This window comes from Leeuwenhoekiella blandensis MED217 (genome assembly GCF_000152985.1).
Lineage (GTDB): Bacteria > Bacteroidota > Bacteroidia > Flavobacteriales > Flavobacteriaceae > Leeuwenhoekiella > Leeuwenhoekiella blandensis.
Genome location: NZ_CH672395.1, coordinates 310,100 through 322,510 on the forward strand (window position 1 = coordinate 310,100; position 12,411 = coordinate 322,510).

Below are 12,411 nucleotides of genomic sequence, written 5' to 3' on the forward strand. Positions count from 1 at the left end.
TCGTATTATTTTCATAATTTTTAAAAGTTAAGGGGTGTTACCCGTAGATTTTCAGGTCTGTTGGGTAAATCCATATTAATATAGAATGAGGCAACTAAACTTTATAGATCTTTTTTCGGGGGCTGGGGGGCTTTCAGAAGGTTTCATTAATGCTGGATTTGAGCCTATTGCTCATGTCGAAATAGATGCTAAAGCCTGCGAAACTTTAGAGACTAGGCTTATATATCATAAATTAAAATCAGAAGATAAACTAAAGGATTACTATAAGTACATATTAGGGGATATTTCGCGGAGTGACTTTTTAGAAAAAAATAGTTCTTCGACTATTTCAAATTCGGTGATAAATACCGCAATTGGAGGTGATAATAACAAAGTGATATTTGCAAAAATAGACAACCTCGTTAAGGGCAAGCCGGTTGACTTAATTGTTGGAGGACCTCCTTGTCAAGCTTACTCGTTAGTTGGACGCTCTCGGGATAAAAATAAGATGAAGGATGACCCAAGGAATTTTTTATACAAGGAATACGCCAAATTCTTAAAAAAGTATCAACCAAAAGTGTTTGTTTTTGAAAATGTTATGGGGTTGATTACTGCGGAAAGCGGTAGCTATTTTAAAAATATGCAAGCTTATTTTAAGCGCATAGGTTATGAGTTAGATTATACCATTCAAAAATCTGAACATTTTGGTGTTTTACAGAAAAGAAGAAGGATTATCCTAATAGGATGGCAAAAGGGTTTTAGCTTTCAATATCCGTCTTTTACAAAGGTTAAGGAAAAGTATACTTTAGATCAGATACTCTCAGATTTAAAAAAGCTTAAACCGGGAGAACAAAATAATGTTACAAAATATACGGGGCAGATTACGCCGTATTTAGAGAAGTATGAGTTAAGAAACGGGGTTGACTTTGTGACGCAACATATCGCAAGGCCTCATAATGAACGGGATTTAAAAATATATAAGATCGCCATAAACAAATGGCTAAAAGAATCTGAACGCCTAAAATACCCTGATCTACCTTCTAAACTCAAAACCCATAAAAATGAAAAAGCATTTGTAGATCGTTTTAAAGTAGTTGATATAAAAGGATTGTCACATACTATGGTTGCACATATTGCAAAAGATGGACATCATTATATCTACCCAGATACAAAGCAAGTTCGATCTATATCAGTTCGTGAAGCTGCTCGAATTCAATCTTTCCCTGATGACTATTATTTTGAGGGAGGAAGAACTGCTGCTTTTAGACAAATTGGGAATGCTGTTCCACCTTTAATGGCAAAAAAAATTGCTAATAAAATTAAAAAACAGCTTCAATGAGCGATGATTTAACATACAAGATTAGACCAGCAGCTAGATTGATTCATACAATCGGTAGCGATTTAATAGGAGATTCTTATGCTGCATTGGTTGAACTAGTCAAAAATTCATACGATGCAGACGCCACGAAAGTCGACATTGTTTTTAAATACACCGAAATTGACAATGAACAGGCTTTGATTATTTCTATTAAAGATGATGGTCATGGAATGGATTTCGACACAGTAATTAATAAATGGCTAGTTCCAGCAACCAACGATAAGCTCAAGAGAAAAGTGAGTAAAAATGGTTCAAGAACCTTGCAAGGGAGAAAAGGTATTGGTCGTTTTGCTGCTTCCATTTTAGGTCAAGAAATGACACTTTCTACAGTTGATGCAAATGGTGAAAAATCTGAGGCTGTTATTGACTGGAGAATTTTTAAAACAGATGAATTTCTTGAGAACATAGAACTTCTCATTGAGAAGAAAGAAACTCAAGAGGCCTCTGGAACAGATATTTTAATTATTGCTAAAGATGAAAAATATGAAGAAATAGTTATTGATGAAAATGGTGATGAAAAAGTCATTGAAAAAATAGATACTAAACTATCTTATTGGAATAGAGATACACTAAACCAATTGGTCAGTGAATTAAGGAAGCTTATTTCACCATTTAATGAATCAATTGAAGACAAATTCAAGATAAATTTGTCATTTAAGAATTCACCATTTAAAGATATTGATGATAATATAAAAATTGAGACGTATCCTATCATAAAATATTATGATTATCGTGTGTCAGGAACAATATCTGATAAAGGAAAGGCAAATCTATTGTTTGAAAACAATGTAAATCCTGAAGTTGTCCAAACTGAAAAGATTGAGAAAAATTTAGAAATATCAGAATCGAGTAAATTTTGTGGCGAAGTTAAAATAGATTTTAGAGTTTTTGACCGTGAACCTGAAGCTATTGAAAACCTAATAAACAAAGGACTAATTAATCCAGTTTCAAAGGTTCTTATGGGCAAAAGAGAGGCAAGAAATCAACTTAATGAGGTCTATGGTGTAAATATTTATAAGAATTCATTTAGGATTAGACCTTACGGTAATAAGGGTGTTGATTGGCTTGGGCTTGACAAAAGCAGAGTTCAAAGTTTTGCCGATAGAGTAAGTAATAATCAAATCGTTGGATTTGTCACAATCCAATCAGAGGAAGCATCAGGATTAGAAGAAAAAAGTGCAAGAGATGGTTTAAAAGAGAATGAGTTTTATTCTGGATTGGTTGAGCTTTCTCAAAAGGCACTTTCAGAGTTAGAGGAAAGAAGATATGGGTTTAGATTAAAAAGTAAAAAAAGCAGAGGTGAAACGTCTAAAATTCAAGATAAAATAAATACGCTTTTTAGCCTAACGGATGTTAAGTCTTCAATTGGTAAAACACTATCTGAGTTTAAAATAGACGAGAATGCAATTGACGAGATTGAAAATATATTAACCAAAGAAGAGGCTAAGAAAGCTGAACTCAAAGAGGAAATTGAAAAAACAATAGCCATTTATCAAGGTCAAGCAACTCTAGGTAAAATTGTCAACTTTATTCTTCACGAAGGTAGAAAGCCATTGCAGTTCTTCAATTCTGAAACTAAGATAATGGAGCGTTACTTAAAATTCTATCGAGCACAACCAACTGAAGAGGACTATGAACGCCTAGTAAAAAGCATAAATGGATTTAAGATGAATAGCAAGTTTATTTCGACTCTATTTAAGCGAATATCACCTCTAGCCAAACTAAAGAGGGAGAAAAAGTCTGACTTTTCAGTTATTCGTGTTATTAACGAGAGTTTAGATGTTTTCAAATCAAGTATTGAAGAAGCAAATATTAAAATTGACATTGTTGGAGATGAAAGGGTAGAAATTTTTGGTTGGTCAGAAGATTTGTATATCGCTTTAACAAACCTAATTGAAAACAGTGTTTATTGGTTAGGTATATCCAAGACAGTTGAAAAGAAAATTGTAATAGAAGTTATTCAAAATAAAGACTCTGTTATTATCGACTATAAGGACACTGGTCCAGGCTTAACAGATTTGGAAATTGAATCTGGAGCCATTTTTGAACCTGGTTATTCTAAGAAAATTGAAGGAACTGGTCTTGGTTTAGCCATTGCTGGGGAAGCATCAGATAGGCTCAATGGTGAACTTTCGGCTAGAAAAAGTGATAACGGAGTGAACTTCCAAATTGAAATCAGCAAATAAATATGGAAGAGTTAAAAATATTAATTGTTGAAGATGATAAGGCAATCTACGACGATGTATACAAAACCAATATTGACTTATTCAATAGAGAAAATGAGGAATATCAAATCAACCAGCTTTGGATACAAAGTAAGGATGAGGCTATTGTAGCACTAAAAAATTCTGAGAATATATTTGATGGTGCGATTGTAGATTTAGACTTAATAGGTTCGGGAGGAACAGATACTTCTGGAAACGAGGTTGTCAAAGAAATCAAAGAGAATTTACGCTTTCCGACCTTTGTAATCACAGGAACCCCTTATCACATCTCAGATGAATTGAATGTACCAAGTTCAGTTTTTAGAGTTTTTCAGAGAGATGAGGTAGATGTTATGGATACTCTTGATAAATTCAAGACAATCAAAGCTACAGGTATTCTTAACCTTTTAAATCGGAAGGGAAAAATTGAAGAATTAATCCAAAACATTTTCTGGAATCACATTTCAACTTCTTTAGACAATTGGGCTCTAGATAACAAACGAACTTCAACAGAGAAAGAAGACTCACTTCTACGTTACACCATTTTACATATGTTGGAGTATTTAGATGAAAGCAAAATACATCCAAGCGAGTTTTATATAACAAGGCCTGTAAGAGAAAACCTTTCAACAGGTGACTTAATCTTACTAGACGATGTTCGATACGCTGTACTAACTCCAGCATGTGATTTTGTTTACCATAGAGGAAAAAGAAAAGTAGAAAAAGTGTTTTTACTTAGGATAAAAGAACTAGAGGAGATTTCAGAGTTTAAAAAGTTAAAGGACATTGAAAAATTTGAAGATCTTAGTGGAACAAAAAAATCTGAGCTTTCAAAATTAATCACTAATAGTGCTAAGCCATACTATCATTATATCCCAAGACATAGTTCTATCAATGCTGGAATAATTGATTTTCAAGATAAATACTCAATACCAGTAGAAGAATTAGAGCAAAAAATTAACACAAAAGCTGCGGATAACTTTGCTACGATTTCAATGCCATTTTTAAAAGACTTGATTGAGAGATACTCAAGTTACTATGCTCGACAAGGTTCGCCAGATTTTGACTCAGATGAAATTATAGAATCATTAATTAGATAAGACTATAAAAGTTTATTATGATAATTTTTTTATTTGGCGATTGAAATATAATCCAAAATTATTTCGATACACCACATAAAACAGCCTATTCCCTCCTTTGATCCCTAGACTTTTACTAGTTTTAAACTTCATCAATCAAAAACAACCTTATGAATACATTCAGCATCAAATACCTAAGTCTTGTGGCAGGTATCTTTGTTTTGTTCCAATCGTGTAAAGAGCAAAAAGAAGCAGCAGACCCCATTACCTATACAGTAAATGAAATCGTTGGTACTTGGGATCTCCTACCAGAAGGGCGAGATAAGGGCGCGGCAGCCATTAGCAGCGCAGACTTGTTAGCCAATCACGTGGCGCAACTGCGGTTTACTGACAGTACAGGCGTTCATGAGTATACCGGGAGTTGGGGACTACCGGAAGATGAGGAAGTTTCAGGGAGCAAACTCCCGGATTATGATTTAATGATACAGTACAACCCCACGCCTTCACATACCATGCGCTACCTTGGATTGTTACGTGAGGAAAACATGCATTTGGTCTTTTTGGCGGCTGGTTTTTCTATGCAAAAACAGAAGTAAGTTTTTTGCATACGTTCGCTATAGCTACAGGTTGCGTTTAGAACGTGTGCTGCCGTGTTTCCTATAAATAAAATAGCCTATTGCTACCTTTGATTCCTAGGCTTTTAGTAGTTTTAAAGTGCATCAATCTAATACAAATCTATGTATCGTTTTAGCTTTAAAAGCGTAAACCTGTTGCTAGGGGTCTTAGTTCTTTTGACCAGTTGCTTAGAAGTCAAGGAAGACGACCGCTATCCCTATACGCAGGACGAACTGATGGGTGCCTGGGAAACGGAGATTCCGCTACATCAAGATGAATGGACGGGGATTACCGGAGTAGATCTTCAAGCCAATAATCAAGCAACCATACATCTGGTGGATATGTCTGGGGCGCATGAGTATACCGGAAGTTGGGAGGCTTCAGGAACTCAGGATTTAAAAGTGATGGAATTCTCCTATGATCTGAAAATAGAGTACACCGATCCTGAAATGACCAGGATACACTTAGGGAATGTTTATGTCAAAGACGATCAGCTGGTCTTTTCCAGTTCTAAACTAACCTTACATAAACAGGAGTAGGGCGTTTGTCACCCTGAGCTTGTCTCAGGGTCGCACAAGTAGCTTTTTGCAAGCAGGTTAATGAGATGCTGAAAAGTGTTCAGCGTGAGGTTTACATTAGGCTGTAGTCTTTAATATTGAATTTTAAACTTTGAATCTTGAATTTAGGAATGCACTTCGACAAGCTCAGTGTGACACGCTCGATGTGACAGCTAATTCTATTTATTATTGATGATTTCTTATTTTGTTTAGTTTTACAGTATGCTAAAACAACTACTATTACTACTTCTGGTTACATTAAGTCACCAAGCTATTGCTCAAAAAGGAAAAGCAGTACTTATTCTAAAAGACAGCACACGTGTAAATGGATATGGCGAGATTAGTGGTGTTTCTACCACGGTTTCGATTATGTTTGAAAATGATACGTTGCGATGGAAAAAATACAATGGCAAAGACCTGATCGGGATTGATATTCTGGAGCATAATTATTACCGTAAATTCAGATATAAATACATAGATGGTGGAAAATACCCTAGAGCTTTAGAGGTGGTTTCTCTCGATAGTTTAAGTCTGTATGTAAAATTGTACGAAGGCAGAGCGCTATCCAATTCTTTTGTAAGCGTGCCACAACCAACAGGTGACTTGGCCAAGCCGCAAACCATTATCCTAGAAGATGGTAAGGAAGTACCTGTGGCATCGAGTCGTAATCTCTATAATGAAATTAACCTTCCCCGATACAGCTACTATGTAGGATATGGAGAAAGCGATCAGGTAGAACATCTGTACACCAAAGGAATTCCTTTTGCAAAGAGTTTTAAAAAAGCGATGACCATGTACTTTGAAAACTGCCCTGAATTGTTGGAAAAGGTAGAAAACAAAGAGTTTTCAAATACCCAACTAGGTGAGGTATTGGATTTTTACAATTCAAGGTGTTTGAAAGCAGATAGTACAAAGGATCGCGATACTGATACTATTTCAGGATAGCGTGTGGCACCACCCCTCCTCCGTAAGGAGGGGAGCTTTTTGTTTTGTTTGCTTTCAACTTTGAATTTTAGCCTTTGAATCTTGAATTTAGGAATGCACTTCGACAAGCTCAGTGTGACACGCTCGATGTGACACTTCCAACAGAAAACAACAAACTGTAAACCGAAAACAACAAACCGAAAAACCGTATTAGCCTTGAACCTTCAACACGCTTTGGCGTTTCCGCAGGTCGCGTTTTTTAAAGTAGCGAAGCGAAAAGAAGATCACTACGGCCAGTGGGGCGGCGATGAGCAGGTAGCGGAGGGCCATATCCTTGGTATCGGCAATGCTTCCGGAGTGGGAGATCACAAAGCTGCCCATCGAGGTAATGATGTACAGGAGCCCGCCCATAAGTCCGCCGGCGATGCCTGCGTTTCCGGGAAAGAACACCATATTCTGCGTAAAGTAATTGGTAAACAAAAACCCGGAGCAGATGTGCACGATAAAGGCAAAACCTACGAGCAGCACCAGATTGTCGATCATACTGCCTAAGCCGATAAAGAGGCCTATCAATACAAGTTGCGTTAGTGATACCAGACGGATCTTTTTAGTAAAGTTCACCGGCGTAAAACGCTTGCTTAAGATTCCACCGATCATCCAGGCAAAGCCTAAAACGAGGGTGCAATAGCCAATGATCACAGCGTTGTAATTAAAATGCTGTTCTACCACAAACGGCCCTGCGATGTTGAACACCATCACCACCGAATAGGCACAGCCCAAAACGGCGATGCCTAAGATAAAACCGGGGTTCTTCAGCATGGCCAGATACAGCAAGCCGGTTTTCTTGAGGTTGAATTTCTTGTAGTTGCGTATGGTCTCCCCGCTGAACACGAGTTCGCCTACAAACAGGATGGCCGCATAGATCGCGAGGAAGTAAAAGTTAGACTGCCAGCCCAGATGCTCTTCGAGGAAGCCCCCTAAAAAAGGCGCGATGATGGGTCCGCAGCTCCATACAATAGTAAAGTAGCTGAGGTAGTGTTTTCGTTTTTCATCGTCAAAGAGGTCAACAAAATAGGCACGTTTGGCGACTACAATAAAGGCGGTGGCGATCCCTTGTACGATACGCAGCACACTGATCACCAGCACTTCGCCGGTAAAGGTCACGGCGAGGCTGCTTAGCAGCAATACGGCCAGCGAGATCAGCATAGGTTTGCGCCGGCCTACACTGTCGGCTACCGGGCCTACAAACAATTGGGAGAACCCGTAACTCAGAAAAAAACAGGTGAGTGTCAACTGAATACTTTGTTCTGAAACGCTGAGGTTGCGTGCCATTGATGGAAACGACGGCAGGTAGATGTCGGTCATAAAGCCCGAAAGCGGAATCGACAAAAAGGTAAGTATCGTAGCGATCTTTTTACGTTGAGGGGAAGCGTCGCGTAAATGCATGTAAAAAAGGAGTATTGACGTTAGGGTGCTGCAAAGCTACTACATAAAGAAGAAGGATATACTGATGCCTTGAAGCTTTGTATGCGTTTTAACGGAAGTGCCAGACGCGCGGTTGTCTGGCGGTGCCATTACACTACCTCAGGGCAGACCTATGAGGCGTTGGTTGGAAACGAATTTCTAAATTCGACGTAAGTCTCGGAGTATTAAACCCTTTGGCGGCGCCAAATAAAAAAGCCCTCTCCGTGTTGAAAGGGCTTAGGGCTTCTTTTTTCTTCTTCATAGTTCAGCCTAGTGGCTGTTCGCTTTTAAAAGTTCAGGAAACTTTTCTTTAAAACGGTTGATACGCGGTATCGATACGTTTTGGATATATGGGTTTTCCGGATGCTGTACCTCGTAGTTTTGATGATAGGCTTCTGCGATCCAGAACTTCTCAAAAGGCTTGATCTCTGCGGCTACCGGTTCGCCCAATGCTTTTTCCAAAGCAGCTTTCTTTTGTTCGATGATCTGTTTTTCGGCATCATTCTGATAAAAAATGATCGAACGGTATTGCGAACCTTGGTCCGGTCCCTGACCGTTTACCTGTGTTGGGTTTTGCGAACCGAAATACACATCAACGAGTTGGCTAAAGCTGATCACACTAGGATCATAGATCACCTTAACCGATTCGGCGTGTCCCGTACGGCCGGTATTGCTCTCCTCGTAGGTTGGGTTCTTGGTATGTCCACCGGCATAGCCCGAAACGGCTTCGTCTACACCTTTTACACTTTCATACACCGCTTCTACACACCAGAAACATCCGCTGGCAAAATAGGCGGTTGCCCGGTCCTGAGGCACCGGTGTTTCGGCAGGCATCGCAGCCTCTTCGGCAGTACCTGTGGTGTTGAGCGCAACAGCCTCGGTGGTCTGCGCGCTGTCTGTATTTTTAGGCGTATCGGCACAACCTGTGAACAACAAGCTCAAAGCAATAGTTGCAGCCAATAACGCGGAAAGAATGATTCTGTTTTTCATCGCACTTTTAAATATAAACGTAAGTTCTACTTCGTTGGTTTTATAGACGCAAAGGTGCAGCTAAACTTTCTTAATAGGGTACTAAAATTTGAGATGAAATGATAAAGTGTTTTTAAAATCGTGTTTGTTCATTTTCTTTGCTTGTCCAAAGAAATCCTTCGACTATCGCTCAGGACAGGCTACACAAAAGAAAAGACCCCCTCGCTAAGGAATTTTTTGCCTTATCAGGCAAAAACCGCTTTGTCAGCTCCGCGTCGCTACTTACGTTTTTCTAAGAGTAGTTCTTACTTGAAGTAAAGTAATCCATATCAAAGCCAACGCGCCACCTGGCTCATTCGCTAAAAAGGTCTACTAGACCTTTCCTTAGCGCTCTGCCCTTGCAGCTATTCTGAACCGAGGGAATTATGATTTCGTTAAACTCTTCGGGTATGAATGCGCCTAGTCATCTCGACGTTAGGAGAGATCACACAACAAGCTAACTCCCTTCTCTCCCGAAGCTTCGGGAGGAGAAGGGCTGGGGATGAGGGATACAGTATGCGATTTCTCCCGATGGTCAAAATGACCGCCTGCTTCAAGAGGTTGCTTCAAAAAATCCTCGAGTTGAGATCTAACGAACACGCGATACAATTCCCTATATGCATTGGGACAGGCAGCGTGGGAACATGGGAATTCGTGTAACTCTTCGGGTATGAAGACTGTCACTTCGAGTGACTGAATACCAGCGGTAGCAGGGATTCAGTTGTATCGAGAAGTCTTTGAAGTCAGTGAGTTTATAGTTACCCTTATTGCTGTCTCGAAAACTTCTCGATACAACCCTTTCGCGCTAAGGCGCTCAAGCATCACTCGAAGTGACAGGGCGAAGCGTATTTCATATTTCCAATTTCTACTTTCGTATTTGACGCTGTCCTTTCTCTTTATTCTCTTCTCTTTTGTCTCTCCTCTATCCACCGCAAACTGAAGACTGCTACTGCCAACTTTTTTATGGCTTCAAAAATTCTTAATGGAGCCTTATTGATATACTAAAGAAAAAGATATTAACCCTCCGGGTAAGGGGCTTTAGTCTTTTTTCTATTATCTCTTCTCTTTTGTTTTAAATCTAAAATCATTTAGCATAAAACCCCTTCGGTTTTGACGCAGTACTGAGGCTTACTTGTTCAAAACGTACGGTACTTCGGGGTTGGGTGGGGATGCCGTTCTCTACGGTGTACCAACTGATCGCGTGCGGTAACACGATGCCTTCAACTTCCTGCCAGTCGTGGTAGGCGATGTAATTCACGCGGTCTGATTTTTTGGCAGCGCCAAAGGTAGCAGTATACCCCAGCCAGCGCATCTGGTGGGTGTTGGGGTCGTAATACAGGTAATATTCATCGTTAGACGAAGCGCCAATGTTGGCTTCAAACTGCATCTTGATCCCGGGATAGGCGGTGTCTGCTACCTGCAGGGCTTCGGTTTTTTCATAAATGATCCCTTCATCTGCGAGCACAAAGGGCATGGCATAGAAGTAAAACATCAGGTTGTGGTAAAATGCAGCATTGCCTTTATAGATCGAATCTGGGTCTTTGACCCATACTTCCTTGCCGTCATAGCCTATGGTCGCCGTACCGATGGCCAAACGGTCTTTACGCGAATGCAGATCGATGGTGTGGACTTCTTCAGTGCCTTGTTCGGGAACGAGCGTATAGCTTAAGGTTTTAAAAGCATCCCAATCGGCAAGTGTACCGTGCGCGTCCAGCACCTTACTGAAATGTGCAGGATAGCGTTCAGGAGTTTCCGTCACCGGGGCTACCGGCTGCTCTTTTTTGGAGTTGTTAGAATTGCATGAAAGCGTCAGGATAAAAAGACCGAGGAGGAGTAAAGCGCGCATACTAAGGTTTTGGTTGTGAGTTGCTTTAGTCTGCGTGTTTTGGGAATGCTTACAATAGGAGGAGTATTTAGATTTTAGACATGAGAGGTGAGAGGTGAGAGGGTAGACTAAAGAATCGTTTAAAATCATGTTTGTTCATTTTTTTGCTACCGCTCCTGTCCTTTGGAGTTTCCCGTACCTATTCTGAACCGAGGGAAGTCTGAATTCGTGTAACTCTTCGGGTATGAAGACTGTCACTTCGAGTGACTGAATACCAGCGGTAGCAGGGATTCAGTTGTATCGAGAAGTCTTTGAAGTCAGTGCGTCTATAGTTAACCATGTTGCTGTCTCGAAAACTTCTCGATACAATCCTTTCGCGCTCCGGCGCTCAAGCATCACTCGAAGTGACAGGGCGAAGCGTATTTCGTATTTCCAATTTCTACTTTCGTATTTGACGCTGTCTTTACTCTTTTTTCTATGATCTATTATCTCTTGTCTATCCACCGCAAACTGAATACTGCTACTGCCAACTGCTTATCCGTATTTCTAGGATTTACTTCCTAACCCTTACTGCAATCCCTCCAAATACTCCCTGAATGCTTCGGTATCATAATCGGCCATACCCATATGGGTGAGGGCGAGTTTGCCTTGGGCGTTGATGAGGATGGTGGTGGGGAGGCTGCCGGTGTTGTACATATCCGGCAGGTCGTAGGCGATGCGGTAAATGGGAAAGTCAAATCCTTTTTTTGCCTTAAAGGCTTTGGCCTTCTCAAAATCGGTATCAAAGGAAACCAGCACAAAGTTCACTTCGTCTTTTTTGTCGGCATACACCTTAGCGATGCCGGGCATTTCTGCGATACAGGGCGGACACCAGGTCGCCCAGAAGTTGATAAAATAGGGTTGCTTTGGCATATCGGCAAGGGAGACAAGTTGGTCGTTCTCATCAAAGAACTGTACATTAAGCTCTGCAGGATCGCCCGGGGCTACAGCTTCGCTTTGGGTTCCTTTTACCCGGGTTTTGGTATCCATATCCGGAACTTCTTTAAGCTGCGGATTCATAATACCCGTTTTCAGGATACCACGTTGCAGGGTCGCTATAATAGGTTTGTGCCATCCCTGAGAATAGACTAGGAGGAGAATACCGAAGAATAGGCCGTATTTCAACAGGCGTTTTTGTCGTGTGCTCATAGCGTCAAAAGTAGCAACTCTTGCAGGTTCTTTACGTAACCAAAGTCACAAAAAAAGCCCCTCCATTGCTGGAAGGGCTTTCGGTGAAGGTAAACTGTTTCTGGTGAAGTGTTTTGCGCTGTGAAGGTTGCGCAACCCACACAAGTTTACCCCTTTCAACACACACGAATAATTATCGTTACACGCAGGG

The 12,411-nt window shown here is 40.4% G+C and carries 11 protein-coding genes; 6 read left to right on the plus strand and 5 right to left on the minus strand.

From position 1 onward, the window contains the following. Window positions 1–85 precede the first annotated feature (85 nt). From MED217_RS01370 to MED217_RS01395, 6 genes are all read left to right on the plus strand, one after another. Window positions 86–1,318, plus strand: coding sequence for a DNA cytosine methyltransferase (locus MED217_RS01370; RefSeq protein ID WP_009778676.1), 1,233 nt, complete (start codon window positions 86–88; stop codon window positions 1,316–1,318). After that, window positions 1,315–3,543: a sensor histidine kinase gene (locus tag MED217_RS01375; RefSeq protein ID WP_009778677.1), complete on the plus strand. Its 2,229-nt coding sequence runs from the start codon at window positions 1,315–1,317 to the stop codon at window positions 3,541–3,543. The genes MED217_RS01370 and MED217_RS01375 overlap by 4 nt, the downstream gene beginning before the upstream one ends. 2 nt (window positions 3,544–3,545) lie before the next feature. After that, the gene (locus MED217_RS01380; protein WP_009778678.1) at window positions 3,546–4,661 is read left to right on the plus strand and encodes a hypothetical protein; all 1,116 of its coding nucleotides are present in this window, start codon (window positions 3,546–3,548) and stop codon (window positions 4,659–4,661) included. 149 nt (window positions 4,662–4,810) lie between these two features. After that, window positions 4,811–5,236, plus strand: a complete 426-nt coding sequence (locus MED217_RS01385) for a hypothetical protein (protein WP_009778679.1) — start codon at window positions 4,811–4,813, stop codon at window positions 5,234–5,236. A gap of 141 nt (window positions 5,237–5,377) precedes the next feature. Next, entirely contained in the window at window positions 5,378–5,794 is a 417-nt protein-coding gene (locus MED217_RS01390; protein ID WP_009778680.1) for a hypothetical protein, read from the plus strand. 240 nt (window positions 5,795–6,034) lie between these two features. Further along, window positions 6,035–6,757 (plus strand): hypothetical protein, encoded by a 723-nt coding sequence (locus tag MED217_RS01395; RefSeq protein ID WP_009778681.1) that lies wholly within the window; start codon window positions 6,035–6,037, stop codon window positions 6,755–6,757. Window positions 6,758–6,946: 189 nt separating this feature from the next. Here MED217_RS01395 and MED217_RS01400 read toward each other — a convergent pair whose 3' ends face one another. From MED217_RS01400 to MED217_RS01420, 5 genes are all read right to left on the minus strand, one after another. Then, window positions 6,947–8,182, minus strand: coding sequence for an MFS transporter (locus MED217_RS01400; protein ID WP_009778682.1), 1,236 nt, complete (start codon window positions 8,180–8,182; stop codon window positions 6,947–6,949). Between the two features lie 288 nt (window positions 8,183–8,470). Continuing rightward, on the minus strand, window positions 8,471–9,190 hold the full coding sequence (gene msrA / locus MED217_RS01405; protein ID WP_009778683.1) for a peptide-methionine (S)-S-oxide reductase MsrA: 720 nt from the start codon (window positions 9,188–9,190) through the stop codon (window positions 8,471–8,473). Window positions 9,191–9,643: 453 nt separating this feature from the next. Then, the gene (locus MED217_RS19295; protein ID WP_262494744.1) at window positions 9,644–9,778 is read right to left on the minus strand and encodes a hypothetical protein; all 135 of its coding nucleotides are present in this window, start codon (window positions 9,776–9,778) and stop codon (window positions 9,644–9,646) included. Between the two features lie 514 nt (window positions 9,779–10,292). Next, the gene (locus MED217_RS01415; RefSeq protein WP_009778684.1) at window positions 10,293–11,054 is read right to left on the minus strand and encodes a DUF6503 family protein; all 762 of its coding nucleotides are present in this window, start codon (window positions 11,052–11,054) and stop codon (window positions 10,293–10,295) included. 546 nt (window positions 11,055–11,600) lie between these two features. Beyond that, a complete protein-coding gene (locus tag MED217_RS01420; protein WP_040532497.1) occupies window positions 11,601–12,221 on the minus strand; it encodes a TlpA family protein disulfide reductase in 621 nt (206 codons plus the stop codon). Between the last annotated feature and the right edge of the window lie 190 nt (window positions 12,222–12,411).